This window comes from Bradyrhizobium sp. AZCC 1578 (assembly GCF_036924675.1).
GTDB lineage: Bacteria > Pseudomonadota > Alphaproteobacteria > Rhizobiales > Xanthobacteraceae > Bradyrhizobium.
On the sequence record NZ_JAZHRZ010000001.1, the window covers coordinates 5,759,598 to 5,785,346 of the forward strand.

The 25,749-nt window shown below is 63.0% G+C and carries 31 protein-coding genes; 18 read left to right on the plus strand and 13 right to left on the minus strand.

All coding sequences use genetic code 11. From position 1 onward, the window contains the following. Window positions 1–117 precede the first annotated feature (117 nt). A complete protein-coding gene (gene nhaA, locus V1290_RS27715; protein WP_334367308.1) occupies window positions 118–1,335 on the minus strand; it encodes a Na+/H+ antiporter NhaA in 1,218 nt (405 codons plus the stop codon). Then, window positions 1,332–1,970, minus strand: a complete 639-nt coding sequence (locus V1290_RS27720) for a TetR/AcrR family transcriptional regulator (RefSeq protein ID WP_334367310.1) — start codon at window positions 1,968–1,970, stop codon at window positions 1,332–1,334. Before V1290_RS27720 ends, nhaA begins: the two co-directional genes overlap by 4 nt. 152 nt (window positions 1,971–2,122) lie before the next feature. Here V1290_RS27720 and V1290_RS27725 point away from each other — a divergent pair, with 152 nt between their 5' ends. The 8 genes from V1290_RS27725 (at window position 2,123) to V1290_RS27760 (ending at window position 7,700) form a co-directional block, all read left to right on the plus strand. Continuing rightward, complete coding sequence (locus V1290_RS27725; RefSeq protein WP_334367311.1) at window positions 2,123–2,332, plus strand: ferredoxin; 210 nt, start codon at window positions 2,123–2,125, stop codon at window positions 2,330–2,332. Window positions 2,333–2,413: 81 nt separating this feature from the next. Further along, complete coding sequence (locus V1290_RS27730) at window positions 2,414–3,613, plus strand: cytochrome P450 (RefSeq protein ID WP_442895078.1); 1,200 nt, start codon at window positions 2,414–2,416, stop codon at window positions 3,611–3,613. A 239-nt stretch (window positions 3,614–3,852) separates the two neighbouring features. Then, the gene (locus V1290_RS27735; protein ID WP_334369195.1) at window positions 3,853–4,386 is read left to right on the plus strand and encodes a VOC family protein; all 534 of its coding nucleotides are present in this window, start codon (window positions 3,853–3,855) and stop codon (window positions 4,384–4,386) included. Window positions 4,387–4,482: 96 nt separating this feature from the next. Then, window positions 4,483–5,043, plus strand: coding sequence for a carboxymuconolactone decarboxylase family protein (locus V1290_RS27740; protein WP_334367313.1), 561 nt, complete (start codon window positions 4,483–4,485; stop codon window positions 5,041–5,043). Between the two features lie 65 nt (window positions 5,044–5,108). Beyond that, complete coding sequence (locus V1290_RS27745; protein WP_334367314.1) at window positions 5,109–5,534, plus strand: DOPA 4,5-dioxygenase family protein; 426 nt, start codon at window positions 5,109–5,111, stop codon at window positions 5,532–5,534. Between the two features lie 253 nt (window positions 5,535–5,787). Beyond that, on the plus strand, window positions 5,788–6,723 hold the full coding sequence (locus V1290_RS27750; RefSeq protein WP_334367315.1) for a DUF2778 domain-containing protein: 936 nt from the start codon (window positions 5,788–5,790) through the stop codon (window positions 6,721–6,723). Beyond that, entirely contained in the window at window positions 6,720–6,989 is a 270-nt protein-coding gene (locus V1290_RS27755) for a hypothetical protein (RefSeq protein ID WP_334367316.1), read from the plus strand. The genes V1290_RS27750 and V1290_RS27755 overlap by 4 nt, the downstream gene beginning before the upstream one ends. Window positions 6,990–7,088: 99 nt before the next feature. Continuing rightward, complete coding sequence (locus V1290_RS27760; protein WP_334367317.1) at window positions 7,089–7,700, plus strand: nuclear transport factor 2 family protein; 612 nt, start codon at window positions 7,089–7,091, stop codon at window positions 7,698–7,700. Here V1290_RS27760 and V1290_RS27765 read toward each other — a convergent pair. From V1290_RS27765 to V1290_RS27800, 8 genes are read right to left on the minus strand one after another with little or no spacing between them, the layout of a single operon-like run. Further along, a complete protein-coding gene (locus V1290_RS27765) occupies window positions 7,693–8,733 on the minus strand; it encodes a 5-methyltetrahydropteroyltriglutamate--homocysteine methyltransferase (RefSeq protein ID WP_334367318.1) in 1,041 nt (346 codons plus the stop codon). The genes V1290_RS27760 and V1290_RS27765 overlap by 8 nt on opposite strands. A 36-nt stretch (window positions 8,734–8,769) precedes the next feature. Then, the gene (locus tag V1290_RS27770; RefSeq protein ID WP_334367319.1) at window positions 8,770–9,639 is read right to left on the minus strand and encodes a fumarylacetoacetate hydrolase family protein; all 870 of its coding nucleotides are present in this window, start codon (window positions 9,637–9,639) and stop codon (window positions 8,770–8,772) included. Then, window positions 9,636–10,301 (minus strand): polysaccharide deacetylase family protein, encoded by a 666-nt coding sequence (locus V1290_RS27775; RefSeq protein ID WP_334367320.1) that lies wholly within the window; start codon window positions 10,299–10,301, stop codon window positions 9,636–9,638. The genes V1290_RS27770 and V1290_RS27775 overlap by 4 nt, the downstream gene beginning before the upstream one ends. Window positions 10,302–10,313: 12 nt before the next feature. Further along, a complete protein-coding gene (locus V1290_RS27780) occupies window positions 10,314–11,114 on the minus strand; it encodes an ABC transporter permease (RefSeq protein ID WP_334367321.1) in 801 nt (266 codons plus the stop codon). Between the two features lie 7 nt (window positions 11,115–11,121). Beyond that, window positions 11,122–11,919 (minus strand): ABC transporter ATP-binding protein, encoded by a 798-nt coding sequence (locus V1290_RS27785; RefSeq protein WP_334367322.1) that lies wholly within the window; start codon window positions 11,917–11,919, stop codon window positions 11,122–11,124. After that, a complete protein-coding gene (locus tag V1290_RS27790) occupies window positions 11,898–12,653 on the minus strand; it encodes an ABC transporter permease (protein WP_334367323.1) in 756 nt (251 codons plus the stop codon). The genes V1290_RS27785 and V1290_RS27790 overlap by 22 nt, the downstream gene beginning before the upstream one ends. A 10-nt stretch (window positions 12,654–12,663) precedes the next feature. Continuing rightward, complete coding sequence (locus tag V1290_RS27795; protein WP_334367324.1) at window positions 12,664–13,635, minus strand: ABC transporter substrate-binding protein; 972 nt, start codon at window positions 13,633–13,635, stop codon at window positions 12,664–12,666. A gap of 52 nt (window positions 13,636–13,687) precedes the next feature. Then, complete coding sequence (locus V1290_RS27800) at window positions 13,688–14,452, minus strand: GntR family transcriptional regulator (protein ID WP_334367325.1); 765 nt, start codon at window positions 14,450–14,452, stop codon at window positions 13,688–13,690. 175 nt (window positions 14,453–14,627) lie between these two features. Between V1290_RS27800 and V1290_RS27805 the strand changes: the two genes are divergently transcribed. The 3 genes from V1290_RS27805 (at window position 14,628) to V1290_RS27815 (ending at window position 17,558) form a co-directional block, all read left to right on the plus strand. Then, a complete protein-coding gene (locus tag V1290_RS27805; protein ID WP_334367326.1) occupies window positions 14,628–15,068 on the plus strand; it encodes a MarR family winged helix-turn-helix transcriptional regulator in 441 nt (146 codons plus the stop codon). Beyond that, window positions 15,065–15,838, plus strand: a complete 774-nt coding sequence (locus tag V1290_RS27810) for an enoyl-CoA hydratase (protein WP_334367327.1) — start codon at window positions 15,065–15,067, stop codon at window positions 15,836–15,838. The genes V1290_RS27805 and V1290_RS27810 overlap by 4 nt, the downstream gene beginning before the upstream one ends. Before the next feature lie 106 nt (window positions 15,839–15,944). Next, window positions 15,945–17,558, plus strand: coding sequence for a GMC family oxidoreductase (locus V1290_RS27815; protein WP_334367328.1), 1,614 nt, complete (start codon window positions 15,945–15,947; stop codon window positions 17,556–17,558). Window positions 17,559–17,723: 165 nt separating this feature from the next. Here V1290_RS27815 and hemE read toward each other — a convergent pair whose 3' ends face one another. Next, a complete protein-coding gene (hemE, locus tag V1290_RS27820) occupies window positions 17,724–18,770 on the minus strand; it encodes a uroporphyrinogen decarboxylase (protein ID WP_334367329.1) in 1,047 nt (348 codons plus the stop codon). A gap of 132 nt (window positions 18,771–18,902) precedes the next feature. On the opposite strand from hemE, the gene V1290_RS27825 reads away from it, so the two are divergent. Further along, the gene (locus V1290_RS27825; protein ID WP_334367330.1) at window positions 18,903–19,124 is read left to right on the plus strand and encodes a hypothetical protein; all 222 of its coding nucleotides are present in this window, start codon (window positions 18,903–18,905) and stop codon (window positions 19,122–19,124) included. Window positions 19,125–19,192: 68 nt separating this feature from the next. On the opposite strand, the gene V1290_RS27830 is transcribed toward V1290_RS27825, so the two are convergent. Both V1290_RS27830 and trhO read right to left on the minus strand, forming a co-directional pair. Continuing rightward, complete coding sequence (locus V1290_RS27830) at window positions 19,193–19,417, minus strand: SlyX family protein (RefSeq protein WP_028349523.1); 225 nt, start codon at window positions 19,415–19,417, stop codon at window positions 19,193–19,195. Then, the gene (gene trhO / locus V1290_RS27835; RefSeq protein ID WP_334367331.1) at window positions 19,401–20,153 is read right to left on the minus strand and encodes an oxygen-dependent tRNA uridine(34) hydroxylase TrhO; all 753 of its coding nucleotides are present in this window, start codon (window positions 20,151–20,153) and stop codon (window positions 19,401–19,403) included. The genes V1290_RS27830 and trhO overlap by 17 nt, the downstream gene beginning before the upstream one ends. Window positions 20,154–20,456: 303 nt before the next feature. On the opposite strand from trhO, the gene ggt reads away from it, so the two are divergent. From ggt to V1290_RS27865, 6 genes are all read left to right on the plus strand, one after another. Beyond that, complete coding sequence (gene ggt, locus V1290_RS27840) at window positions 20,457–22,043, plus strand: gamma-glutamyltransferase (protein ID WP_334367332.1); 1,587 nt, start codon at window positions 20,457–20,459, stop codon at window positions 22,041–22,043. 85 nt (window positions 22,044–22,128) lie between these two features. Continuing rightward, window positions 22,129–22,542, plus strand: a complete 414-nt coding sequence (locus V1290_RS27845) for an FKBP-type peptidyl-prolyl cis-trans isomerase (protein WP_334369196.1) — start codon at window positions 22,129–22,131, stop codon at window positions 22,540–22,542. Between the two features lie 26 nt (window positions 22,543–22,568). After that, entirely contained in the window at window positions 22,569–23,549 is a 981-nt protein-coding gene (locus V1290_RS27850) for a D-2-hydroxyacid dehydrogenase family protein (protein ID WP_334367333.1), read from the plus strand. A 129-nt stretch (window positions 23,550–23,678) separates the two neighbouring features. Continuing rightward, window positions 23,679–24,194 carry a cupin domain-containing protein gene (locus tag V1290_RS27855; RefSeq protein WP_334367334.1) on the plus strand — a complete coding sequence of 172 codons (516 nt, stop codon included), beginning with the start codon at window positions 23,679–23,681 and terminating at the stop codon, window positions 24,192–24,194. Between the two features lie 44 nt (window positions 24,195–24,238). Continuing rightward, window positions 24,239–24,976, plus strand: coding sequence for an enoyl-CoA hydratase/isomerase family protein (locus V1290_RS27860; protein ID WP_334367335.1), 738 nt, complete (start codon window positions 24,239–24,241; stop codon window positions 24,974–24,976). 126 nt (window positions 24,977–25,102) lie between these two features. Further along, window positions 25,103–25,534: a VOC family protein gene (locus tag V1290_RS27865; protein ID WP_334367337.1), complete on the plus strand. Its 432-nt coding sequence runs from the start codon at window positions 25,103–25,105 to the stop codon at window positions 25,532–25,534. Window positions 25,535–25,749 lie beyond the last annotated feature (215 nt).

The window sequence follows — 25,749 nt, forward strand, 5'->3', positions numbered from 1 at the left end:
CTTGCGGCAGGTGTGGCGCGTTTGCGCCGCGTGGACAAAACCGAGGTCAAGGGATTCTGGGGCCCGGGGCAGGGCAAAGGCGTCATGTGTCGGTGACGAGTTCGCCGGATCTTTCCGTCATTTCGAAGAAATTCCGTTGGACTTCCCGATGATGGAGAACATCACGGCCGCTATGATGCCGGACAGCAGAGATGCCAGGAGAACGCCGAGGCGGACCTGCGCGAGGACGACTTCGTCGTCGAACGCGAGCGTTCCGATGAAGAGGCTCATGGTGAAACCGATGCCGGTCAGGATGGCCGTGGCATAGAATTTCGTCGTCGTGGCCCCGTCCGGCATCGCAGCGAGGCCCAGCCTGACGGCGAGCAGAGAGGCGCCGAAGACGCCGATCTGCTTGCCGATGAACAGCCCCGCGATGATCCCAAGTGGTATCGGCCCTGTCAGCTTTTCCAAGGTCAGCCCATGAAACGATACGCCTGCATTGGCGAAGGCAAAGAGCGGCACGATGGCGAAACTGACCCACGGCTTGAGTGCATGTTCGGTGTCCTCGAGCAGGCTGTGGCCATTATGCCGGGTCAGCGGCATCGCGAAGCCGACAGCGACACCGGCAAGTGTCGCATGCACGCCGGATTTGAGCACGCAGACCCAGGTGAAAAGGCCGGCGATCAAATAGAATGCGGGCCTTCGCACATCGAGCAGGTTGAGGACCACAAGCGCAGCGATGCCGAGTGCGCCGAGCCCCAGCGCCAGAACCGAAAGGTCGGCAGCATAGAACATCGCGATGACGATGATAGCCATGAGGTCGTCGATGATCGCGAGGGCCAACAGAAAAGTCTTTAGCGAGGCCGGTACCTTGCGTCCCAGCATGGCGCAGACGCCGAGCGCAAAGGCGATGTCGGTGGCTGCCGGTATGGCCCAGCCGCGCAACGCCTCGGCATCGCCCCAGTTGATCGCGGCAAAAATGGCGGCCGGCGTGACAAATCCGCCGAACGCGGCGATCACGGGCAATGCCGCTTTCTTCGGGCTCGCCAGCGCACCCTCGATCGCCTCGCGTTTGATCTCGAGGCCGACCAGCAGAAAGAACACCGCCATCAAGCCGTCGTTGATCCAGTGTTCGAGCGTCTTGCTCAGTCCGATCGATGCGATCCGCACCTCGCCGGTCGTATGCAACAGCGCCTGATACTCCGGCCCGAGTGGTGAGTTAGCGACGATGAGCGCTGCGGCTGCGGCGATGCCAAGCGCGATACCGCCATAAAGGTCGGTATTGTCGGCAATGTGAGGCGCGGCCGTCGGAGCCTTGGCCGTCGGAATCTTGGCCGTCGGAGTCTTGGCCGTCATGAACCAGCCTTGCCGGCCTTCTCGATGGCAACGGACAGCGCGAGCTTGGTTTCCGCCACAATGTCCTCGACCAGTTCTTCCCGGCTGACATGGGCAGCCTGGCCGGTGAGCAATCCCTGTTCGGCGAGCATGACCACGCCGTGTAGTGAGGCCCAGACCTTGAGCGCGCTCCGCTCGCGCAACAGTTCTACAGCGGGCGCCTCCAGCGCCTCTACCAGGAGCTCGAAGGTCTCCATTGCGGCACTATGCAGCTCGCTGCCTTTCGGCGCGCATGCCATGGTTCGAGACGCGAACATCAGGCGATAGATGCCGTTGCGGCGCAGGCCGAAATCAAGCGTGAGCTGCGCGAAACGCGACAGCTTCGACTGCTTCGACGGCTTTTCAAGCGCCGCACGCATCATGGCGCTGAACTGGCGAAACGCTTCGGCCGTCACGGCCGTCAGCAGCGTCTCGCGATCGGCGAAATGCTTGTAGGGCGCCGGCTGCGAGACGCCGAGTTTCTTGGCCAGCGCGCTGATGCTGATCGCTTCGGGACCACCTAGTTCCACTTCATGCAACGCGGCTTGAACCAGGGCATCACGAAGATCCCCATGGTGGTAGGCATTCAGCGCTTTACGTGCGGGTCGAGGTGACATTCAGTTCCATGATCTATAACTTTTGCCTTGACAGCACAACGGCAACGCGAATGTAATACGATATAACTTCGCGGTGCTGCGGCGGATCTGTGCCGCTGCGCCGACGAAAGGCCGCGCGAGACAATGCGCGCCACAAAGAGGGGAACGCTGCGATGGCTGCAAAGCTGAAGATCCGCGTCGACCAGGACAAATGCCAGGGACACGCGCGCTGTAAATCACTGGCCCCCGAACTGTTCGAGCTCGACGAATTCGGCAACGCGCACGAAACAGGCGACGGTTCTGTGCCTGCGGGCCTGGAAGACAAGGCCTGGCTCGCCCAGAGTAACTGTCCGGAAATTGCCATCGAGGTGACCGAAGAATAATCCGGTCGCGGATCTTTCATCCATTACGATCTGAACTAACCAAGCAGAGGAATTGCTCCGATGTCCGATTCCGCCAGGATCATGCCCGAGCATCCGCCAGTCACCGACTGGATCAACGATTTCGACCATACCGACCCGGTGTGGACGGAAGATCCGTTTCCGATCTGGGAAGAGCTGCGCGCGGCTTCGCCGGTCGTTCATACCGACCGGTTTCTCGGCTGCTACATGCCGACCACGTACCAGGCGGTGAAGGAAATCGCCTACGACACCGAGCACTTTTCGTCCCGACGCGTGATCGTGCGCGACGTTCGCCCGGAGATTACGGCCCGCGCGCCGCCGATCACCTCCGACCCGCCCGAGCACAAGCCGGCCAAGCAGATTCTGCTGCCGCCTTTCACCCCGGACGCGATGAAGAAGCTGGAGCCGCGGGTCCGCGCGATCTGCAACGAGCTGATCGACGAGTTCATTGCCGACGGCAAATGCGACGCCGCCGCCCGCTACACCAAGCACATTCCGGTGCGCGCCATCGCGCACATGCTCGGGATTCCCGAGAAGGACGGCGACCTCTTCATCAAATGGATTCACGGCATCCTTGAACTCGGCATCAAGGACGACAACGCGCTGATGGAGGCGGTGAAGGAGATGACTGGCTATTTCGCCGGCCAGATCGAGCAACGCAAGAAGAATCCGACCGACGATCTGATCTCGACCCTGATGAAGGCGAAAGACAAGGATGGAAATCCGTTGGCTGACGAACACGTGCTGGGTTCGCTGCGGCTGCTGTTGATCGCCGGCATCGACACCACCTGGAGCGCGATCGGGTCCTCGCTGTGGCATCTGGCCAAGACGCCCGCGGACCGCGAGCGCCTCGTCAAGGAGCCGGAGCTGATGCCGCTCGCAGTTGAGGAATTGCTGCGCGCCTACTCACCGGTGACGATGGCACGTGAGGTGATGAAGGAGACGACGGTCAGCGGCTGCCCGGTCAGGCCCGGCAACATGGTGCTGCTGTCGTTCCCGGCCGCCAACCGCGATCCCGCCATGTTCCCCGATGCCGACAAGGTGGTCATCGACCGCAAGGAGAACCGCCACGCCGCGTTTGGCCTCGGTATTCATCGCTGCGTCGGCTCCAACCTCGCTCGCATGGAAATGACGGTTGCGATCGAGGAATGGCTGAAGCGGATTCCGGATTTCAGGCTCGACCCGGCCGGCAAGGTTACATGGTCGGAAGGCACCGTTCGCGGCCCGCGTCAGTTGCCCCTGCTGTTCGGGAAGGCGAGCTGAGTGCGATACGGGCGTGGCTTCACCTCTCCCGCTTGCGGGGGAGGTCGGATCGCATCATCGGTGCGATCCGGGTGGGGGCTCTCTCCATACGAACGGTGCGACTCGCGGCGCCACCCCTCCGGCTCTTCGATCCAATGCGCTGCTGGCACTTGACCTCGATCTTCGCGTCGCTGAACGGCGGCATCAATAAGAAACAAGAGGCGGAGAGATACACCGCCGGCAGCAGACGGGAGGTCGTGATGAGCCGTATCTTTGGTGCAGTCTGCCAGAACGGATATGTCGTCCGCGATATCCGAGCCGCCATGGATCATTGGGTCAATGTGATTGGCGTCGGGCCCTGGTACTATATCGACAAAGTCAAGACCGATTACTTCCGCCACCGCGGCCAGGACTCCGCCATGGAGATGAGCGTAGCGCTCGCCAATTCCGGCGATGTCCAGATCGAGCTGATCCAGCAGCGCAACGACGCGCCCTCGATGTACAAAGAGTTTCTCGATTCCGGTCGCGAGGGCTTGCAGCATATGTCGTACTGGACCCGCGAATATCAGGCCCTCTACGACCGCGCTCTGTCGCTTGGCTATAAAGTGGGACACGAGGGCCAGATCGGCGGCGAAAAAGGCCGCTTCGCGTATTTCGATACCCAAGCCCATCCCGGCACCGTGGTGGAGATTTCAGACATCAGCGGAAGCAAGGGAAGTTTCTTCGAGCACATCCGCCGGGTTGCCGCCGATTGGGACGGCTCCGATCCGATCCGCGAAGTGGGTGGCCGCTGAGCGATGCGCGATCCGGCAACCGTGAAGTAACCACCGTGAAGTAACCAGAGCGCGGAAGCGTCCGCCAATAAGAACGGCAAGCGCAAGGAGAGGCGAATGGCCAGACTTCCCCTGATCGATCCGGCGACAACCAGCGGCGATGTGCGTGCGTCGTTTGACAGGATGCCGGTCGTATTGAACATCTTCCGCATGATGGCGCATGCCGAGGCCAATTTCATTCCGGCGATGCGGTTCGCCAATTCGATCCTGCACCGCCAGAAGCTCAGCCACGTCAATCGCGAATTGCTGATTCTTCAGGTCGCGCAATGGGAGCACGGCGAATATGAGTGGCGGCAGCATGTTCCGATCGCGCTCGGCGTCGGCGTTACCCAGCGGCAGATCGACTGCATCGAACAGGGCAAATACGAGGACGCCGCCTTCAATGCCGCCGAACAGGCGCTGCTGGCGTTCGGCCGCGAAGTGATCGAGAACGTGCGCGTCGCTGAACCGGTCTTTGCCGCCATGCGCAGGCATTTCAGCGAGCAGGAGATCGTCGAATCGATCCTTGCGATCGGCTTCTACATGACGATGGCGCGGCTGACGGAAGCGACCGAGGTTGATCTCGACCCCGCCGCTGGTATGACCGTCTTCGAGGGCGGCCAGAAGCGAACGGGCTGACATTGACCACGCCCCCGGTTGCAGCGATCATCGGCCGGGTCCAACGATGGCGTGGAGCGAAGGCAATGACAGGTGAGCCCGGTTCGAGCGGTCCGCGACCACTAGGCGAAATCGCCAGCTATCACGCCCACATCTACTACGATCCGGCGACCACGCGGGCGGAGGCCGAGCAACTGCGCACGTGGATCGGCGAGCGCTTTTCGGTCACGCTCGGACGGTGGCACGACGTCAAGGTCGGCCCGCACGATCAGGCCATGTACCAGGTCGCCTTCGCCCGCGAGATATTCCCCGAACTGGTCCCTTGGCTGATGCTCAACCATGGCAATCTGAGCGTTCTGGTCCATCCGAATACGACCAACCCGCGCCGCGATCATCTGGCCGATCCGATCTGGATCGGGCCGGCGCTGGCCGTACATGGCGATAAGCTGCCAGAGGACGCCGAGATGGAAGAGGCGCCGGCACCGAATACCAATCCAATTCTCCGGCCTTGAGCGCGGCTCTGCTGGCGAAAACCCCGGCTCGTTTACCAATACGAGGCTTGAACCTGTGAATTCGGCCGGTCATGATAGCCGTGAGCGATTGTCTCGATTATGCCTTACTTTGGTTTGCATTATGGTGGGACTTATTCGGTGAATCCCTTAGGAATCATTCGATTCAGAAGCGCCGATCCGGGGACGAATGGATAGAGCCAAGACCAGCGCAGCCGGGCTTGCGTCAAGCCGCGGTACCCGATTGCTCCGTGAGATGGCATTCGGGACGGCGGCGCTCGCCATGGCATTGGGGTTGGCCGCCTGGGTGACCGATTTCGACGTGGTCGGCTTGATCAAGCCCGCATCCGCGAATGTCGGCAGCACATCCTCGTTCGACGAGCGCTTCGGCACCGCCTCGGTGCGGCGTTCGCTGACCATCAACTATCCCTGGCGTGCCGCCGCCCGCCCCCAGCGCGCGGACTTCGATGCGGAGTTCGCCTACATCGAAATCCTGTTGGGCGGACAATCGCGCGAGGAGCAATCGCGCGAGGAGAACGTGCAGCCTCCGCCGCCGGCCCCGACCGTCGAAGCGGCCATCCCGCTCCCGAGGTCCCGGCCGGTCATGGCCAACCTTCAGTCGGCGAGAAGCGATCCGCCGCCGGTCTCGTCCGACAACCGCACCATGTTCGAGAAGCTTGCCGATCTGGTGCCGATGCGCTTCTCGCTGGCCTCGTTGACGCCGGGGGATGGGCTGCTCAGCGAGCGCAAGGATCTGGGGGCGCTAGGCTATGACAGTCAGACCGCCGTCTACGACATTTCGGCCCGCGCCGTTTATCTGCCGAGCGGCACCAAGCTCGAGGCACACTCAGGGCTGGGCAACCTGATGGACAATCCGGCACATGTCGACCAGCGCATGGTCGGCGCGACCCCGCCGAACGTTTACGATTTGAAGCCGCGCGAGAAACTGTTTCACGGCGTCGCGGCGCTGCGTATGACCCCGATCGGCGAAAACGAAATGCACGGGCGAACGGGCCTGCTCGTGCACAGCTACCTGCTCGGGCCGAACGGTGATTCCAACGGCTGCGTCTCGATCAAGGACTACGACAGGTTCCTGCAGGCCTACCGGAACGGCGAGGTCAAGCGGCTCGTCGTCGTGCCGAGTCTGCGCGAAGGCCTCACCGCGTCGCGGCGTTCGCCATCTCCGTCATGACCGCAGTTGCGGGCGATACCGCCGATTCCGACACCCCGCTGCGGGCGCTCTTCAAGATCAGCCTGAACGGCAAAACGGTGTCGATCGCCACCGTCGGCCAGGCCTATCGCTTCATCACCAATCTCTCCTCGATCGAATGGATCGAATTCCGCGCGCTGCATGCCGAAGCCGTGCAAGCACTGCAGGGCGCCGCTGATAACGCGATGCTGACCGTGCAGGCGACCGACGCCTTGCGTGCGCTGTTCGTCCGCGCGAAGCTGTTGTGAAGGCGCCGGCCTGTCAGTGGAAGCCCCCACGGTTGGGTCTCATGGATGCTTGAGAAAATACGTCCCAAGAAAAAAACGTCCCAAGGAAAAAATGCCCGCATGCCCTTAAGTCACGCCGAAATTGAAGACGATCGCCTGATCCGGGAATTGTTGCAGAACTGGTCGATCTGGCGCGATGCCGGAGACTGGGAGCGTTTCCGCACGGTCTGGCATCCGGACGGCCGCATGATGGCGACCTGGACGCAGGGCACCGGTGACGAGTTCATCGAAATCAGCAAGCAGGCCTGGGCCAAGGGCGTCAGCATCCTGCATTTTCTCGGCGGCATCTCGGTTGACCTCGCAGGCGCCCGAGCGATTGCGCAGACCAAAATGACGATCTCGCAGCGTGCCGAGGTCGAGGGCGTGCTGTGCGACGTGCTCTGCACCGGGCGATTCTACGACTTCCTCGAAAAGCGGGAGGGACGCTGGGGCATCGTGCTGCGCCAGCCGATCTATGAGAAGGACCGCATGGACCCCGTCACGCCGGGTACGGCGCCGGTGCTGGACAAGGCTCTCCTCGAGCAATTCCCGCCGGGCTACCGCCATCTCGCCTATTTGCAGACCCGCATCGGCTACACGGTCAAGCGCGACATGCCCGGCCTCAAGGGACCCGAGGTCGAGGCCTTGTATGCGCGCGGCGCGGCGTGGCTGCAGGGCAGGCCGCTTAGCTGATCTCCTTGCGCACCGTCGCTGCCGCGTCGCACATCGCCTTCAATTTCCCAAACGCGACATGGCGCGGCATGTATTTCATGCCGCAATCGGGCGCGATGACCAGCCGGTCGGCGGCGACGTGCTTGAGGCCGTTGCGGATGCGGCCGGCCACCACATCGGCGGCTTCGATCTCGGGATTGCCGAGGTCGAGCACGCCGAGCATGATCTTCTTCGACGATAAATCCTTGAGCACGCCGAGATCGAGCTTCGGCTGCGCCGCCTCGATCGAAATCTGCTCGGCACTGGTGTCGGCAAGTTCAGCAAGGAAGGAATAGCCGGCCGGCTTGGTTGAGCCGGGGACGACCGCGGCATAGCCGAAGCACAGATGCACCACGGTCGGCACGGTAATACCTTGCAGGGCGCGGTTGATCGCCTTGACGGCGTAGCGGCGGGCAAGGTCCGGGTTGTTGCGCACCCAGGGTTCGTCGAGCTGGATCACGTCAGCGCCGGCTTTTTGCAAATCGAGCGCTTCGGCGTTGACGGCTTCGGCAAATGCCATCGCCAGCTCCTCGTCGTCCTTGTAGTACTCGTTCTTCGCCTGCTGGCTCATCGTGAACGGGCCGGGCAGGGTGATCTTGGCCGCGCGATCGGTATTCTGGCGCAGAAATTCCATGTCGTGCAGCTCGACCGGGCCGCGGCGTTTTACCGGACCGACCACACGCGGTACCGGCGTTTCGTGTCCGCTGCGCGAGGTGATCATCGCCGGATTTTCGTCATCGATGCCTTCAAGCGCGGTGGCGAAGCGATTCGAATAGCTCTCGCGGCGGATTTCGCCGTCGGTCACGATGTCGATGCCGGCGCGCTCCATGTCCCTGATCGCAACGATGGTGGCGTCGTCCTGCGCTTCTTCCAGGTGCTCCGCAGGCAGCCGCCACATCGCGTGCAGGCGCGTGCGCGGCACCACCTTTGACAACATCGCGCGATCGACCAGCCATTCCGGCTGCGGGTAGCTGCCAACGACGGTGGTCGGCAGAAGATGTTTCGGCAGGTTCATCATCGTCTCCGTGCTCTTGTTGTTATGCCTCTCGTTTCAAGCCGCACGTGTCGCAGCCGCCGCAACCTCGTCTTTCACAGGATTGCGCAGCACGCCGATGCCGGATACCTCGACCTCGACCACGTCGCCATCCTTCATCCACAGCGGCGGCGTGCGGTAGGCGCCGACGCCGCCGGTGGTGCCGGTGACGATGACGTCGCCCGGAACCAGTTCGGTGAAGGTCGAGCAGTAGGCGATCAGGGCAGGGACGTCGAACACGAGGTCCGAGATCGGCGCGGCCTGCACTTCGACGCCGTTGAGGCGGGTCGCAATGGCCTGCTTGCTGATATCAGGGATTTCGTCTGTGGTGACCATCCACGGTCCGAATGCGCCGGTGCCGACAAAATTCTTTCCCGGCGCGAATTGCGAGGTGTGGCGCTGCCAGTCGCGGATGCTGCCGTCATTGTAGCAGGCATAGCCCGCAACATGTGCGAGCGCCTCTTCCCGCGAAATCCGGCGGCCGGCCTTGCCGATGATGACGGCCATCTCGCCCTCGTAATCGAAACGTTCGGATTCCAGCGGCCGGATCATCGGCTGGCCGCCACCGACCTGGCTATTGGCGAAACGGGTGAAGATCATCGGATGCGGCGGCGTGGGATGGCCGCTTTCGGCAAGGTGCGTGGCGTAGTTGACGCCGATGCAGAAGATCTTGTCCGGGTCGGGCACGGTCGGCAGCAACTCGATTTCCGCCAATGCGTAATCGGGACGCTCACCCTGCAGCGCTTTCAGTTCGTCGAGCAATCCGTTGGCGAGCAGCGACTTCAGGGTTGGATAGGCCTTAAGCCGTTTTCCGGCATCGATAATGCCTGCGTTCGTGACCAGGCCGTAGGTTGCCGTCTGACCTGCCTTGAAACTCGCGATCCTCATGTTGTGACACTCTCTTCGATGTTGGAAAGGTAGGGCTGAATGGGCAGCACGATCTTGCCCGACCGGATCGGGACGCAGTCGGGCGGAAAGTCCTGGTGGAAGAGCGCGCCAGCTTCCTCTGCTCGGTCGAGAAAGCGCTCAAGGTGATCCATGGCGCCGCCAGGCAGATCGTGCAGCGCCATCAGGCTCCACGGCTGCGAGCGGCACAGGTCGAGGGCTCGGTCGACCCAGCCATCGGGATCGTCCCAGTCGCGCGGGATCGCGTTCCAGAGCACGCAGCTATGCCTGTTGCGGATGAGGTAGTCGACCACGGAGGGCTTCAACAGCCGCCGATCGAGATTGCCGCCGCCGCCGAACGGCCTGAACCAGCGCTCTGCATGGGCGAGGTTGCCGATTGCATCTTGCGTCCGGCCGATCTCGCTTTGTGCCGCGTTCGGATCGCGTTGCTGCCCGAGCGGCACGGTGTGCGTAAAGGTATGATTGCCGATCCAGTGGCCTTCTTCATGCGCGCGTGCGGCCAGCCCGCGACGTTCGCCATCGCCGAGCTTTTTGCCGATCACGAAGAACGTCGTCTTGATGCCGCGTTCGCGTAAGATATCGAGCACGCGCGGCGTGACGCCAGGCTCGGGACCATTGTCGAATGTCAGCGTCAGGTCGAACACGTTCACACTCCGTCAGGTCGCAGGCTGCAGGGCAGCGGGCGCGACTTCGCCCGCGGAGTCTTGCCCGGCGCGTGTGCCGGTCTGCCAGATCGCGGCCTTGCGCTCGATCCATTTGATGGCGGCGTTGAAGGCGATCGCCATCGCCAGCACCAGCAACACGCCGGCAAACACATGCGGGCTATCGAGAATGGTGCGGTAGCGCGAGATCAGATAGCCGATGCCCGCGGACGAGATCAGCATTTCCGACACCACCACACCGACGATCACAAGCGCGCCGCCGACGCGCAGTCCTGACAGCACGGTCGGGATCGCCGCTGGAATGATGACGCGAACCAGCCGCTGGCTCAGCGTCGCGCCCATGCTGCGGGCGGCCAGCAGCAACTGCGGATCGATGGTCTGTATGCCTGCGGCCGTCGCCAGCATCGTCGGCAGAAAGCCATAGATCGAAGCGAATGCGATCTTGGATTCCGAGCCGATGCCGAGCCAGACCGTGAAGACGGGATAGAGGATGACCAGCGGCACCGCATAGAGGCTCGAGACCATCGGCATGATCAGGATGCGCGGCCGCGGCAGGCTGCCGACGATGGCGCCGAGCAAGATGCCGCCGCCGCAGGCGAACGCCATCGAGATCGCGACCTCGTAGAGCGTGACGGCAAGGGCGTGGCCGTATTCGCCAGCCTCGTTCCATCCGGCCGCGAGCGTCGAGGACAGCGACGGCAGAAACAGTTCCGGAATGAAGCCGGCACGCGGCAGGATCTCCCACAGCACAATGAGGCCGATCACGATCAATCTGCGAAGTGTTGCCGCGCTCATGCCAGCCTCACGCCGATTTGCGAATGTGCCGCCAGATGCGGTCGCGCAGACTGCCGAAGGCGTCGCCGCTCAGCATCTCATAGGTGCGTGGGCGGGGCAGCGAGACCTGCAGATGATCGACGATGCGGCCAGGGCGCGGCGACATCACGATCACCTCGTCGGCGAGATAGACCGCTTCCGTCAGGCTATGGGTCACGAATACCACCGTCTTGCCGGTCGCCGCCCAGATCCGCAGCAGCTCGTCGCCCATGGTCATGCGGGTCTGTTCGTCGAGCGCCGCGAACGGCTCGTCCATCAGCAGCACCGGCGGATCCTGCACCAGGCCGCGCGCAATCGAGACGCGCTGCTTCATCCCGCCCGAGAGCTCATGCGGATGGCGCTTGCCGAAGCCCTCGAGGCCCACAAGCTTCAGGGCGTCCTGCGCTCTAACGCGTCGATCGCTTTTTGTGACGCCGCGCAGCGCCAGCGGAAACTCGACATTTTCTTCCGCCGTCAGCCAGGGGAACAGGCTGGCTTCCTGAAACACCACGCCGACCCGGTTCGGATCGGGCTCGGGGATCGGCGCGCCGCTGATGGTGATGGTGCCGGAGGTCTGCTGGCGCAGGCCGGCCATCATCATCAGAAGCGTCGACTTGCCGCAGCCGCTCGGGCCGACCAGCACCACGAAGCGGCCGGGCCTGACGTCGAGCGAGACGTCCTCCAGCGCGACGACGTCCTGCGTCGTGGTCTTGAAGATTTGCCCGACATTACGGACTTCGATCGCGCCGGCCGGCTTCAGCGGGGTTATGTTCGCCAATGGCTGCATCGTGTTTCCACCCATCTGACCAGTTCATTGAAGGCAATCGCGATGACGGCGATCATCACCACGCCGGCCAGCAATTGCTTCATCTGGAAGTTCTCGCCCCAAGTCGCAATCTGGTGCCCGATGCCGTCGCGCGAGGCGTACATTTCGGCGAGAATGACGCCGGTGAGGTTGAAGATCATCGAGATCCGCAGCGCTTCCAGCAGGACGGGAAGCATGCTCGGCAGGTAGACGCGGAACGCGGTCTGAACAGGTGTCGCGCCATAGGAGCGGGCGACCGTCAAATGCTCGACCTTGACCGACTCCACCGCCGTCGTGGTCGACATGATCACGATGAAGATCGTCGAGAAGAAACCGAAGCCCACCTTCTGCGAAAAGCCGACCCCGAACACCAGGATGAACATCGGCAGGAAGATCGACTTTGGAATGCTGAAGGCGAAGAACAGCAGCGGCTTTGCCACCTCGGCAAAATAGCGGTTCTCCGCGATCAGGAAGCCGATCAGCGCGCCGACGGGAACGGCGAGGGCGAAGGCGGTCACCACCTCGGTTGCGGTCACCGCGAGATCCTTGCGCACGCTCGCGCGCTGCAAGAGCTCGCCAAGTGTTGACAGCGTATCGGAGGCGGAGGGAAGCAGGCGCGGATTGACGATGCCGGTCCGCGACATGATTTCCCACATCGCAAACAGCGCCACCACAATGGCAACCCGCGCCGCCTTTACCGCTAGCCCGCTTTGCATCGCGCGTGTCTCAGAACTTGGTCGGAACCGGCTTGAACTGCGTCGAGATAATTTCCGAGGCCGGCCCAAGGTCCTTCATGCCGCCCGCCTTGGCCATGTCGAGCGCGAGCTGGAGCTGTTCCGGAATCTTCGGACCATCCATGCTGCCGTCGGTTTCCAGCTTCATGATCGTGTTATCATATTCCAGCGCCGCGATCTCGGCGGGAATTTCATAGAGCTCGGTGATCAGCTTGACGGAGGCGTCCTTGTTGGCGCGCATGTACATCAGTGCGCCATAGAGTGCGTTCAGCGTCTTCTGTACGAGTTGCGGCTTGTCCTGCACGTATTTGTCGAGCGCGATCCAGCCGGCGGCGAGGTTCGGCGGCACTTCCTTGGAGAAGTCGAGGATGGTGCGCGCTTCGCCTGATTTGGAGATCTGGAAGCTCAGCGGAGAATAGACGACGGCCGCGTCGACATTGCCGGCGAGCAGGTTCGGAACCAGGCCGCCGCCGCCGACGGGAACGCGGGTGAATTCGATTTTCTTGTCCTGCTGGGTCCACAACGCCAGCAGGTCGGAGCCGGAGCCTGCGGAGGTGATGGCGACCTTCTTGCCGTTCAGGTCCTTCACCCCAAGCGTCGATTTCGAAAGCGTCATCAACTGCCAGCCGTAATAGCCCGTGGCTGCGCTCGCGAGCACCTTGGAGTTCACGCCCTTCTTGCGCCCGGCCGATACCAGCGAAGTGGCGTCGAGAATGACGTCGGCGGCGCCCGCCGCCATCGCCTCAAAGGTCTCGGCGCCGCCGCGATAGATCGTGAGTTCGGCCGTGATGCCTTCCTTCTGGAACAGCTTTTGGCGCACAGCGGTTTCCGCGATCGTCGTGGGCCAGTAGGTTTTCGTCGGAAGCCCGATGCGGACGGTATCGGCAGCTTGCGCCATGCCTGATGCGCCAAGCACGGTGGCGGTCGCAATCGTTGCCAGTATTTGGCGTCGCGTGATTCTCATGGTGACGTTTCCCTTTGCTTTTCTTGATTTGATTTGTTCTTTGAACCGTCGATCAGGCGGGGTCGCCACCTCCGAACGGTTTCGGTGTCGCGAGCTCGACGAGATGCATGGTCGTCATGAAATGCTTCGAGAGCGCCGCGACCGCGGCATCGGCATCGCGCTTCAGCACGGCATGCACGATTGCCGCGTGTTCGGCCTCGACGTCGCGTGTGTGTTCGGTGTTGCGCCGGATCGCAAGCCTTCGATAGCGTTCGCTCTGCTCGTGCAGGACGTCGCGAAAACCGAGCAACCATTGCGAGCCGCAGGCGTTCACCAGCGTGCGGTGAAAGACTCTGTGCCGCACCACCCACTCCTCGTAGTGATGGGTCGGATCGTCGGGGTAGGTGTAGGGCACGGCGCAGAGCGCCGCGAAAGATTTCTCCACCGAGGCAAGCCATGCCGCATCGCCACGCTCGATCGAACGGCGCAACGCCAGCCCTTCGATATCGACGCGGGTCTGTGTCACGTCCCTGAGGTCGGCTGATGATACCGGGCTGACACGAAAGCCGCGCTGGTCGGACGCCTGCACCAACCCGTCCGCGACCAGCCGCGACAGCGCCTCGCGCACCGCGGCGAGGCTGACCGAAAACTGTTTGGCGAGACCGGCGATATGGAGCTTCTGGCCGGGTAGCAGCCGGGTCGAGAGAATATCCGCGCGCAGCCGTTCCTGAACGGCGGAGGTCAGGCTTCGCGGCCGTTCGTCGTCAAGGCGCTCGCCAAAACTCAACCCGATACTGCTCATGGCGGGCAGCTTGGCGAGAGTAGGTAGGATCGTCAATCGAAAATCGATTTTCCGCCTAAACCACTGCCTATGCTTGATTTCCTTTCTCGCCAACTCGGCTTCAAGCCGACGAGCCCAAATATTTCTCGATGAGCCGGATCAAAAATCGTCGTGACAACCTCCTTGCACTTGCTTAGATAATTCGCATGCGAAATAAATTGACCTCATCGATATGAGCCCGCGTCGCGAGCACCGGCTCGTGTTCCTGCTCAACGTCGCGCAGCGCCGGCTGCAGCGCTGGATGGCGGCGCGGTCCCCGCGCAGCGGCGTGACCGCCGCGCAGTCCGGCCTGCTCTTCGTCCTGGGCCAGCGCGACGGCGCCCTGATGGGCGAGGCGGGTGCGGCGCTCGATCTTGGACCACCTGGCATCAGCGGATTGGTGGACCGGATGACGGCGGCGAATCTGATCGAGCGGCGGGCCGATCCGGATGACGGGCGTGCGTGGCGTCTCTGGCTGACGCCGGCCGGCCGCGCGGCGATGGCGCAGTCGAAAGCCGGGCTCGCCGAGGTCAACGCGCGGCTCACGGAAGGGTTTACCGACGCCGAGATCGATGTCGTTGCGCGCTGGCTTACCACCATGCAGAGCAGATTTCCCAAAGGAGAAGACGAATGACCGAGCACATCAAGATCGAGAAGAGCGACGGGATTTTGAGCCTGACGATGGCTCGCCCCGACAAGAAGAACGCGCTGACGAACGCGATGTACGGCGCGCTTGCGGACGCGATCGAGGCCGCCGAGACGGATTCATCCGTCCGCGTGCTGCTGATCCGCGGCGAGGGCGACATGTTCACCGCCGGCAACGACGTTGGCGAGTTTGCGGCCATTGCAACCGGCACACTTCAGGGCGAGCGCCATGTCGGCCGCTTCCTGCAGGCGCTTGCACATTCGAGCCGCCCGCTGGTCGCAGCCGTTCAGGGCCGCGCCGTCGGCATCGGCACCACGATGCTCTTGCACTGCGATCTGGTCGTGTTGGCCGAGAATGCGCTGTTGTCGACCCCGTTCGTTAACCTGGCGCTGGTGCCGGAAGCAGCTTCCAGCCTGCTGATGCCGCTTCGCATCGGCTATGCCCGCGCCTTCGAGATGTTCGCGCTCGGTGAGGCGGTCGATGCCAAATCCGCATTCGCCTGGGGACTTGCCAGCCGCGTGGTGCCGCTCGACAAGCTCGATGCGGAAGCGAAGGCTTTCGCGTCGCGGTTGGCGAAACAGCCGGCAGGCGCCGTCAGCACGACCAAACGGCTGATGCGCAACCCGGAACTCCTGATGGCGCAGATCAAGGCCGAGAGCGAGCAGTTCGCGGCTCGCTTGAAGACGATGGAGGCGCGTGAGGCTTTCGTTGCGTTCGCCGAGCGCCGGCCGCCGGACTTTTCGAAACTGGCAAGCTAGCCGGCACCGGCCGCATTGAAGATGGTTTTTCTCGCCTGCGACGGCGAGGCAATTGACCGCCCGTGGCGGCCCAGCTACCTCTTTGGGCCGCCCGCGGGGGAAACAAATGAACAAGAACAATGACACTTCCGAATTCGACTACGTCATCGTCGGCGCCGGATCGGCCGGATGCGTGCTCGCCAATCGATTGACGGCCGACGGCAAGTACTCCGTCCTGTTGCTGGAGGCCGGGCCGAAGGACACCAATCTCTGGATCCATGTGCCGCTCGGCTACGGCAGGCTGTTCAAGGAAAAATCCGTCAACTGGATGTACCAAACCGAGCCCGAACCGGAATTGAACGGGAGGCAGGTGTTCCAGCCGCGCGGCAAAGTGCTCGGCGGCTCCAGTTCCATCAACGGCCTGCTCTATGTGCGGGGCCAGCATGAGGATTACGATCGATGGCGGCAGCGCGGCAATGCCGGCTGGGGCTATGACGACGTACTGCCCTATTTCAGGAAGGCCGAGAACCAGCAGCGCGGCGCCGACAAATATCACGGCGCCGGCGGCCCGCTGCCGGTATCCGACTGGCGGCATCATGATCCCCTGTCGGAAGCGTTTGTCGTCGCCGCGGCTGAGGCCGGCATTCCGACCAATCCCGATTTCAACGGTGCCACGCAGGAGGGCGCGGGATTTTTCCAGACGACGACAAGGCGTGGGCGCCGGGCCAGCACTGCGTTCTCCTACCTTCGTCCGGCCAGGAAGCGGCCTAACCTTCACATCGAGACTTCGGCGCTGGCGCAGCGCATCCTGTTCGAAGGCCGCCGCGCCAAGGCGGTCGAGTACAAGCAGGAAGGCCGCGTGCGCACTGCACGGGCGCGCAAGGAAATTCTGGTCTCCAGCGGCGCATACAACTCGCCGCAACTGCTGCAGCTATCCGGCGTCGGGCCGGCGGATCTGTTGAAGCAGCACGGCATCGAGATCGTGCTCGATGCGCCCGGCGTCGGCAATGATCTGCAGGACCACATGCAGGTCCGCCTGATCACCCGCTGTGCGCAAAAGTGTACGCTCAACGATGTCGTTAATAACCCGATCCGCAAGATGATGGCGGGCATTCAGTACGCAGCCCTGCGCAAGGGGCCGCTGACGATCGCGGCCGGCACGTCAGGCGCTTTCTTCAAGACCAGCCCACGGCTGGCGTCGCCCGACATTCAGATTCACTTTCTGCCGTTCTCGACCGACAAGATGGGCGAGAAGCTGCATGCGCTTTCCGGGTTCACCGCCTCCGTCTGCCAGTTGCGCCCGGAGAGCCGCGGCTCGCTGCGTATCAGGAGCGCCGATCCTTCCCAACCGCCGGAAATCCGCATCAATTACCTCGCCACCGAAACCGATCGCCGCGCTTTCATCGACGGCATCCGCATCCTGCGCAAGATTCTCGCAGCCCCCGCGCTGAAGGCTTACGCGGTCTCAGAAGTCGATCCGGGTTCGAAGGTGCAGAGCGACGACGAACTGCTGGATTTCTGCCGCCGCACCGGCAGCACGGTCTATCACCCGACCTCGACCTGCCGGATGGGCAGCGATGCGCTCGCGGTCGTCGACCAGCGCTTGCGCGTGCGCGGCATCGAAGGCCTTCGCGTGGTCGACGCCTCGATCATGCCGGACCTGATGTCCGGCAATACCAACGCGCCGACGATTATGATCGCCGAGAAGGCGTCCGACATGATTCTGGAGGACGCGCGGTAGGCAACGGCGCCAGCGGCAAGCACTGCCGTCATCATCCGCCAACGGGTCGCGCGAACGCGCGCCCGATGACAGGCTCCGGCGGATGATCCAGTACGCCGTGACGTCTCGGCTCTTACCTCCGCTGGCGGTTGCCCGCCTTCGCGGGCATGACGACGATGTCGCGCATCATCCCTTCCACCCCCGCACCCGCTCGAGCATCTGCTCGACATGGGCGATCGGCGTTTCCGGCTGGATGCCGTGGCCGAGGTTGAAGATCAGCCGTCCTTGCGCGTAGTTCGCTAGCACGTCGTCGACAGCGCGGTCGAGTGCGGCGCCGCCTGCGATCAACGCCAGCGGATCGAGATTGCCCTGCACGGCGACGCGGTTCTGCACGCGCTCGCGGATCATGGAAGGTTCGGCCGCCCAGTCGATGCTGACCGCGTTGACGCCCGTTGCCTCCACATAGGCCGGCAGCAGCGCGCCGGCGCCGCGGGGAAAGCCGATGATCTTGGCATCCGGCACTTGCGCGCGCACGCCGACAACGATGCGCTTCGCGGGCTCGATCGACCAGCGCTCGAATTCGCGCGGCGGTAGCACGCCGGCCCAGGTGTCGAAGATCTGCAAGCAGTCGGCGCCGGCCTCGAGCTGGCCGAGCAGATACTGGATCGAATTCTCCACCAGCACGTCGATGATTTCAGCGAACGCCTCGGGATGACGGTAGGCCATCATCCGCGCCGGCGCCTGGTCCGGCGTGCCCTGTCCTGCAACCATGTAGGTTGCGACCGTCCAGGGCGCGCCGCAGAAGCCGATCAGCGCGATCTCAGGTGCAAGCTCGCGCTTCACGCGACGTAACGCTTCATAGACCGGCTCCAGCTTGCCGAAATCGGCATGGCGCGCGAGCGCCGCCACATGCTCGGGGGTATCCAGCGGATCAAGCCGCGGACCTTCGCCGGCCTCGAAGCGCACGGAGCGGCCGAGTGCGTAGGCGATGACGAGAATGTCGGAAAAAATGATCGCCGCATCGAAGTTGAAACGGCGGATCGGCTGCAGCGTTACCTCAGCGGCATATTCCGGCGTGAAGCACAAATCGAGGAAACTCCCCGCCTTGGCGCGCAGCTCGCGATACTCCGGCAGATAGCGGCCGGCCTGTCGCATCATCCACACCGGCGGCACCTTCTGCCTGTGGCCGGAGAGCACTTCGACGAAAGGTTTCACGACGGATTTCTGAGACAAAACGTGGATTCCTGCGGGCGCGGCTGGTGCGCCTCTGATACACACAGGTTCCCTCGAGGCCAAGGACGGATAGCGAGGGCGAACGTGGAACCGGCGTAAAACGGGGCCGTTATCTCACTCATGGAGGTTCCTATGGCCCAGAAGTTCAATCCTGCTGCGCATGACAAGCACGCCGACGATCCCCGCGAAGCGCTGAAGGCCGACCGGGAAACCCATGAAAAACTCGAGGCCGGACTGGTCGACACGTTTCCGGCTTCCGATCCCGTGAGTGCTGCGCAACCGGCGCCATCGAAAGCCGATCACGAACATGAGAATCCATCGCTGTGGCACAAGGTTCGCGCCGCCTTCCGCTAATGCAAATGGCGTGAATCGTTTCGCGTGGCAAACGGTCTTCCCAAGGGGAGGCCGTTTCTGTTTGTACTTCAATAATGCGGCGGCGGCTCGTTCGCCGGGCCGGGCAAGTTGCTTTCGGCTTCCCGCAGGCGCTCCTTCAGTTCAGCCAATTGGCGCGTCAAGGAATCGATCTGGTGCCACTGTGCGGTAATCGTGTGATTCAGCACCTCGATCGTCTCATCCTGGAACGTCGCCCGTATTTCCAGTGCGTCGAGGCGCTCGCTCAGTGCGGTGACGTCATTCGTGCGCGCCATCGTTCCCTCGTCGCTGCCGCAGGCCGTGGCCCAGCGCCACGCGTTCATCGAACACGAAGCATTCGCCGCGCCAGCGGCTCTCATTCTCCGGTACGCCTTCGAGATAGCGGAGGATGCCGCCCTTGAGATGATAGACCTCGTCAAATCCGTGCGCCAGCAGATAGGCGCTGGCCTTCTCGCATCGGATACCGCCGGTGCAGAACATCGCAATCTTCTTGTGCTTCGCCGGATCGAGTTTCTGTGAGGCGAATTCCTTGAACTGCCCAAAGCTCTTGATGCCGGGGTCGACGGCGCCTTCGAACGTGCCCATCGCCACTTCGAACGCATTGCGGGTGTCGATCACCAGCGTGTCGGGCGCTGCGATCAGTTCGTTCCAGTCCGACGGCTCGACATAGGTGCCGACCTGGCGCGTCGGATCGACCGCCGTATCTCCGAGCGTAACGATTTCCTTCTTCAGCCGGACCTTCAGCCGCCGAAACGGCATCTCGGAAGCGGTCGAAAACTTGAGTTCGAGATTGCCGAGCCGCCCGCCGAAAAGCGCGCCGTGCTGCAATTCGCCGACGAACGCGTCGATGCTCGCATCGTCGCCCGCAACCGTGCCGTTGATGCCCTCATGCGCCAGCAGAACGCTGCCCTTCAGCCCAAGGCCTGCAGCAAACGAGCGCAGCGGTTCGCGCAACTCCCGGAAGTCCGGCAGCGCGGCGAATTGATAGAAGGCGGCGACCTTGAGCGGCATGGCGATCGTTTATCAGGCGGGCCTCGCAGGGGAAACCCCGTCGTCGTCCCTGCCTAGTGCGCAATCGCGCACAGGCGCAGGGACCCATAACCACCAGTCGTCGGAATGGCAGAAGGCGTCTACCGCACTGCCCATAGGACACAGCGTATGGGCCCCTGCGTTCGCAGGGGCGACGGAGATCGTGACTTTTCTTGGCATGCCAGCCATTGCCCTGCCGGGGATGAATATGCCAAAGAACCGTCTGTAAACCCGCCCGATGCTTCCGCGGGATGCTCAAGAAACGCTGAAAAGAAAGCACTCGCGATGAGGAATTTCCATTTCGCCGGCCGCTCCACGGTCCATGCCCAGAACGCGATGGTGGCAACGTCGCATCCGGAGGCCGCATTGGTCGCAATCGACGTGATGAGGGCGGGCGGCACGGCGGCGGACGCCGCGGTCGCGGCTTGCGCGCTGCTCGGTGTCATCGAGCCGCAATCGACCGGTATCGGGGGCGATTGCTTCGCGCTGATCCAACCCAGGGGCGAGGGCAAGATTGTCGCCTATAATGGCTCCGGTCGCGCGCCGATGGCGGCCAAGGCCGAATGGTACCTCGAACGCAAGATCCATTCGGTACCGCTGACCTCGGCGCATGCGGTGAGCATCCCCGGCGCGATCGACGCCTGGGAGACGATCCTGCGCGACCACGGCAAGATGGGACTCGATACGCTTCTGCAGCCCGCGATCAAGGCTGCCGAGGAAGGCTACGTCGTCGCGCCCCGTATTGCTTTCGACTGGAAGAACCAGTTCGAGAAGCTGAAGAACGGCACCAACACCGAGCGCTATCTGCTGCCGCACGGCAAGCCGGCGGTTGCCGGCGACGTGATCCGCCAGCCCGAACTGGGCAAGACCCTGCGTGCGATCGCCAAGAACGGCCGCGACGCGTTTTATACCGGCGAGATCGCCGAGGACATGGTCGAGACCTTGCGCGGCATCGGTGGCCTGCACACGCTGGAAGATTTCGCCGCACATTCGACCGAGACGACGTCACCGATCGGCACGATGTACAAGGGCCACGATGTCTGGCAGTGCCCGCCGAACGGCCCGGGCATCACCATGCTGGTGATGCTGAACATCCTCTCCCGCTTCGACCTGACCAAGTTTGCGCCGCTCAGCGTCGAGCGTTTCCATCTGGAGGCGGAAGCCGCGCGCATCGCTTACATGATGCGAGAGCAGTACGTCGCCGATCCGCAGCATGTTCATGTCGATGTCGCCGGAATCCTCGCCAAGGAGTTCGCCGAGGAGCACATCAAGAACATCCGGATGGACCGGCTGCTCGAATTGCCGAACGTCGCGCCACCGATGAATCCATCGACCGTCTACATCACGGTGGTCGACAAGGACCGCAACGTCTGCTCGTTCATCAATTCGATCGCGCATTCCTTCGGCTCGGCGATCGTTTCCAATAAGACCGGCATCCTCCTGCAGAACCGCGCCGGCGGTTTCCGGATTCAGCCCGGCCATCCCAACTGCATCGCGCCGGGCAAGCGCCCGCTGCACACCATCATTCCGTCGCTCGCGACCAAGAACGGTCGCGCGATAATGCCGTTCGGCGTGATGGGCGGCCAGTATCAGCCGGTGGGACAGACCCACGTGCTGACCAATATCCTGGACTATGGCTGCGATGTGCAGGAAGCCATCGATATGCCGCGCGGCCTGCACTACGAAGGCGCCTACCAGCTCGAGGACAGCGTGCCGGCCGAGATCGTCGAGGGCCTGAAGAAGATCGGCCACAAGACCACCAGCGTGGTCGGTCCGCTCGGCGGCGGCCAGGCGATCTGGATCGACTGGGACAAGGGTACGCTGACCGGAGGTTCCGATCCCCGCAAGGACGGTTGCGCGCTGGGCTACTGAGCGTCTAGAAGCTCGGTCTCTCCAGAAAGAGGTTCAACAGATGCGCTTCTCGCGACGCACGATCTTCCGAACCGCATTTGCCGCCATGGCAGCCGCGGTTTCAACGCCCGCTGCCATCAGGATGGCAGCGGCCCAGACCGCAGGAAAACCCATGACCACAGCTACAGGCTTGCAGATCATTGACAGCAAGGTCGGCACCGGCGCCTCGCCCAAGACCGGCCAGACCTGCGTCATGCATTACACCGGCTGGCTCTACGAGAACGGCCAGAAGGGCAAGAAGTTCGATTCCTCCGTCGACCGTAACGAGCCGTTCGAGTTCAAGATCGGCCAGCGCCAGGTGATCGCCGGCTGGGACGAAGGCGTCGCATCGATGAACGTCGGCGGCAAGCGCACGCTGATCATTCCGCCCGCGCTCGGTTACGGCGCGCGCGGCGCCGGCGGCGTCATTCCGCCGAATGCGACGCTGATGTTCGACGTCGAATTGCTGGCGGTGAAGTAGCCGCACACTGAACGAGGGAGCGCATCGTGAAGGTCTCGATCCTCGACGACTATTTCGACACGCTGCGCACCCTCGATTGTTTCAGCAAGCTGGCGGGACACGACGTCACGATCTGGAACGATCACGTCCAGGATGTCGATGCGCTGGTGGAGCGCCTGCGCGATACCGAGGCGCTCGTGTTAATCCGCGAGCGCACGCAGATCCGGACACCGCTGCTGGAACGCTTGCCGAAACTGAAGCTGATCAGCCAGCGCAGCGTCTACCCGCATATCGACATCGACACCTGCACCCGGCTCGGCATCGTCGTGTCGTCGAGCCAGCATGCCGATACGCCGTCCTATGCGACCGCCGAATTCACCTGGGGCCTGATCCTGGCGGCGATGCGCGCCATTCCGCAGCAGATGGCAGCGCTCAAGGCCGGCAAATGGCAGATCGGCGTCGGCCACACGCTGCGTGGCAAGACGCTCGGCATTTATGGCTATGGGCGGATCGGTGCCGTCGTCGCGGGCTACGGCAAGGCGTTCGGCATGAACGTGCTGGTATGGGCGCGCGAACCGGCCATGGCGAAGGCCCGCGCCGACGGATACGAGACTGCCGCGAGCAAGGCTGATTTCTTCGAACGATGCGACGTCCTTTCGCTGCACATGCGGCTCGTCGATGCCACGCGCGGCATCGTGAAAGCAGAAGATCTGGCGCGCATGAAGCCGTCGGCGCTTCTGGTCAACACCAGTCGTGCGCCGCTGATCGAGCCGAACGCGCTGGTCAACGCGCTGCGCGCCGGAAGACCTGGCATGGCGGCGGTGGACGTCTACGAAAAAGAGCCGCTTCGCGACGTTAACGATCCGCTCCTGAACATGGACAACGTGGTCTGCACGCCGCATCTCGGCTACGTCTCGCGCGACGAATACGAAATCCAGTTCACGGATATCTTCGATCAAATCGTTGCCTATGCCGCCGGAACACCGACGAATGTTGTCAATCCGGATGTGATGTCCAGACGGCGTTGAATAGGCGGGGTGCGCCCGGCCATGACGAAAACCGGGACGCCCATGCGCCGCCGGCTCCCTTAATCTTCTGGTTTGCAACCCCGGTTTTCGATACCGTTGGGGACAAACGATATTTCGAGAAGGCGCCCAATGACCGGCACGCATGACCACACCCATTCGCACCACTCCCACGATCATGACGAGCGCTGGAAGCATGACGGCGTCCGCGTGATTCCCGGCAATCAGCTCGATCCCAACACGCCCTCGACCGCGGGCATGGACCGCAAGGCCGCGATCAATTTCGCCCGCGTCGGCGCGCAGAAATTGTGGGCGGGCACGGTGACGATCCGGCCCGATGCCAAGACCGGCGCGCATCACCACGGCCATCTCGAAAGCATCATCTATGTCGTGAAGGGCAAGGCGCGGATGCGCTGGGGCGAACATCTGCAGTTCACCGCCGAGGCCGGCCCCGGCGATTTCATCTTCGTGCCGCCCTACGTGCCGCATCAGGAGATCAATGCCAGCCGCGACGAGGTGCTGGAATGCGTGCTGGTGCGCTCTGACGGCGAGGCGGTGGCGATCAATCTCGACATCGAGCCGGTGGAAAAGCCGGAGACCGTGCTGTGGGTCGATCCGGTGCACCGCGATCCCGCCGAGAAGAAGTGACGATTGCAACGTTACCTGGCATCGCAGCCGCTTGAGAGAATCCCATGACGCTTGTTCGCTACGAGAGCACGGGCCACGTCGCCACCATCACGATGGATCGTAGATCCTCGCACAACGCGCTCAACAACGCCTTGTGCGACGAACTGCGGCAGGCCTGGCAGCGTTTTCACGACAGCGACGATCGCGTGGCGGTGCTCGCCTCGTCCGAGGACGCCTATTTCTCGGTCGGCGCCGACGTGAAGGATCTCCCCGTCAACATGTGGCACGCGGTGCCCGGCTTGGGCGTTGAGCTGGACAAGCCGGTCATTGCCGCGACCTCGGGATGGGTCGTCGGCGGCGCCTTCGTGCTGGTGCAGATGGCCGACATGTGCGTGGCCTCGGAGACGACGCGCTTCATCTACCCCGAGGGCAAGATCGGCACCACCGCTGGCGGCGTCTCCTCGGTGATGGCGCGCATGCCGCACAAGATCGCCATGGAATTCCTCCTGGTCGGTGAGGAAATGTCGGCGGAGCGGGCCTATCAGATTGGCTTCGTCAACAAGGTCGCGCCGAAGGGACAGCATGTCGCACTCGCCCAGGAGATGGCCGCAAAAATCGCCGCCAACGCGCCGCTGGTGGTTCGGGCCCTGAAGAAGCTCGCCCGCGATGCGATACCGAAGGGGCCCCTGGAGACGGTCGCCGAGGTGCGCCGGCTGCTCGACGTCGTGCGCGACAGCGACGACCTCAAGGAAGGCGTCAAGGCGTTCGCGGAAAAGCGCAAGCCTGACTTCAAGGGCAGGTAGCGGCTATCCGCCGGCAGGTTCCAGTGACCGTGCGCCAACTCGCCGCCAGAAAAATAATTTGAAACGGGATGTCGGACTTGTCTCCGTCCGTTCGTCCTAGGTCCGAACCCGCGAAAGGAGCCCATCATGGCCAAAATGATCTTCGTCAATCTGCCTGTCAGCGATCTCGCCCGCTCGACCGCCTTCTACCAGGCGATCGGCGGCGAAAAGAATCCGCAATTTTGCGATGATACGGCGTCCTGCATGGTGTTTTCCGAGACCATCTACGTCATGCTGCTGACGCACGACAAATACCGCCAGTTCACCCCAAAGAAGATCGCCGACGCCAAGACCACCAGCCAGGTTCTGATCTGCCTTTCCGCCGACAACCGTGAGGCGGTGGACGATATGGTCAGCAAGGCGCAAGGCGCAGGCGGCGGCGCCGACCCGGGCCCGAAACAGGATTACGGCTTCATGTATGGCCGCAGCTTCGAAGATCCCGACGGCCACCATTGGGAAGTGATGTGGATGGATGTCGCGGCCGCAACCGCTGCGCAATCCGCCACGGCCGCCGCCTGATATGAACGCAGGGTGGGCAAAGCGATAGCGTGCCCACCATTACGTTCGCGATCCACCGAGAGATGGTGGGCACAGCGCTATGGCGCCTTTGCCCACCCTATTTGCGCGTACGCTGGAGCCATCAACGCAGCAACCAGGCCAACTGCGGATAGCGAACAAAAGCAGTTACTGAAATTCATTTGAAGCCGATCAATCTATCCCGACATCGCACCGGG

Excerpts from the sequence above, each read along its gene's own strand:
- V1290_RS27785 (WP_334367322.1), bottom strand. The coding sequence starts at position 11,919 with ATGCAGCCATTGGCGAACATAACCCCGCTGAAGCCGGCCGGCGCGATC.
- V1290_RS27780 (WP_334367321.1), bottom strand. The coding sequence starts at position 11,114 with ATGAGCGCGGCAACACTTCGCAGATTGATCGTGATCGGCCTCATTGTG.
- V1290_RS27770 (WP_334367319.1), bottom strand. The coding sequence starts at position 9,639 with ATGAGGATCGCGAGTTTCAAGGCAGGTCAGACGGCAACCTACGGCCTG.
- V1290_RS27760 (WP_334367317.1), top strand. The coding sequence starts at position 7,089 with ATGCCCTTAAGTCACGCCGAAATTGAAGACGATCGCCTGATCCGGGAA.
- V1290_RS27830 (WP_028349523.1), bottom strand. The coding sequence starts at position 19,417 with ATGGCGCGCACGAATGACGTCACCGCACTGAGCGAGCGCCTCGACGCA.
- V1290_RS27730 (WP_442895078.1), top strand. The coding sequence starts at position 2,414 with ATGCCCGAGCATCCGCCAGTCACCGACTGGATCAACGATTTCGACCAT.
- V1290_RS27825 (WP_334367330.1), top strand. The coding sequence starts at position 18,903 with ATGGCCCAGAAGTTCAATCCTGCTGCGCATGACAAGCACGCCGACGAT.
- V1290_RS27745 (WP_334367314.1), top strand. The coding sequence starts at position 5,109 with ATGACAGGTGAGCCCGGTTCGAGCGGTCCGCGACCACTAGGCGAAATC.
- V1290_RS27765 (WP_334367318.1), bottom strand. The coding sequence starts at position 8,733 with ATGAACCTGCCGAAACATCTTCTGCCGACCACCGTCGTTGGCAGCTAC.
- V1290_RS27755 (WP_334367316.1), top strand. The coding sequence starts at position 6,720 with ATGACCGCAGTTGCGGGCGATACCGCCGATTCCGACACCCCGCTGCGG.
- V1290_RS27860 (WP_334367335.1), top strand. The coding sequence starts at position 24,239 with ATGACGCTTGTTCGCTACGAGAGCACGGGCCACGTCGCCACCATCACG.
- V1290_RS27750 (WP_334367315.1), top strand. The coding sequence starts at position 5,788 with ATGGCATTCGGGACGGCGGCGCTCGCCATGGCATTGGGGTTGGCCGCC.
- V1290_RS27735 (WP_334369195.1), top strand. The coding sequence starts at position 3,853 with ATGAGCCGTATCTTTGGTGCAGTCTGCCAGAACGGATATGTCGTCCGC.
- nhaA (WP_334367308.1), bottom strand. The coding sequence starts at position 1,335 with ATGACGGCCAAGACTCCGACGGCCAAGATTCCGACGGCCAAGGCTCCG.
- V1290_RS27810 (WP_334367327.1), top strand. The coding sequence starts at position 15,065 with ATGACCGAGCACATCAAGATCGAGAAGAGCGACGGGATTTTGAGCCTG.
- V1290_RS27720 (WP_334367310.1), bottom strand. The coding sequence starts at position 1,970 with ATGTCACCTCGACCCGCACGTAAAGCGCTGAATGCCTACCACCATGGG.
- V1290_RS27740 (WP_334367313.1), top strand. The coding sequence starts at position 4,483 with ATGGCCAGACTTCCCCTGATCGATCCGGCGACAACCAGCGGCGATGTG.
- V1290_RS27855 (WP_334367334.1), top strand. The coding sequence starts at position 23,679 with ATGACCGGCACGCATGACCACACCCATTCGCACCACTCCCACGATCAT.
- V1290_RS27865 (WP_334367337.1), top strand. The coding sequence starts at position 25,103 with ATGGCCAAAATGATCTTCGTCAATCTGCCTGTCAGCGATCTCGCCCGC.
- V1290_RS27845 (WP_334369196.1), top strand. The coding sequence starts at position 22,129 with ATGGCAGCCGCGGTTTCAACGCCCGCTGCCATCAGGATGGCAGCGGCC.
- V1290_RS27815 (WP_334367328.1), top strand. The coding sequence starts at position 15,945 with ATGAACAAGAACAATGACACTTCCGAATTCGACTACGTCATCGTCGGC.
- V1290_RS27725 (WP_334367311.1), top strand. The coding sequence starts at position 2,123 with ATGGCTGCAAAGCTGAAGATCCGCGTCGACCAGGACAAATGCCAGGGA.
- V1290_RS27790 (WP_334367323.1), bottom strand. The coding sequence starts at position 12,653 with ATGCAAAGCGGGCTAGCGGTAAAGGCGGCGCGGGTTGCCATTGTGGTG.
- ggt (WP_334367332.1), top strand. The coding sequence starts at position 20,457 with ATGAGGAATTTCCATTTCGCCGGCCGCTCCACGGTCCATGCCCAGAAC.
- V1290_RS27805 (WP_334367326.1), top strand. The coding sequence starts at position 14,628 with ATGAGCCCGCGTCGCGAGCACCGGCTCGTGTTCCTGCTCAACGTCGCG.
- trhO (WP_334367331.1), bottom strand. The coding sequence starts at position 20,153 with ATGCCGCTCAAGGTCGCCGCCTTCTATCAATTCGCCGCGCTGCCGGAC.
- V1290_RS27795 (WP_334367324.1), bottom strand. The coding sequence starts at position 13,635 with ATGAGAATCACGCGACGCCAAATACTGGCAACGATTGCGACCGCCACC.